Source organism: Polynucleobacter sp. AP-Nickl1-40-C4, from assembly GCF_035012665.1.
GTDB lineage: Bacteria > Pseudomonadota > Gammaproteobacteria > Burkholderiales > Burkholderiaceae > Polynucleobacter.
The window spans coordinates 1-255 of the sequence record NZ_JAYGQR010000034.1; the positions used below are offsets into that span (position 1 = coordinate 1).

At 45.5% G+C, this 255-nt stretch carries 1 protein-coding gene; it reads left to right on the plus strand.

Annotated elements, in window-relative coordinates; all coding sequences use genetic code 11:
* Positions 1-255: MBG domain-containing protein (locus VC182_RS11520; RefSeq protein WP_323485380.1), on the plus strand; the 255-nt coding region annotated here is incomplete at both ends.

The window sequence follows — 255 nt, forward strand, 5'->3', positions numbered from 1 at the left end:
ACAATTACTGCAAATAACCAAGCCTCTTTTATTACACAACCTGCAGGCACATTATCTTATTCATCCATTGGCTTGCTAGGTAGCGACACAATTTCTGCTGTAACTCTGGCAACGGCTGCATCGAATACCCAACCGGCTGGTCAATATGCCATTACCGCATCTAATGCAACTGGAGCAGCAATTGGTAACTACCAGGTAACGTATGCGCCAGGCACATACACTATTGTTCCTGCTGGTCAGCTTCTGATTCAGAGT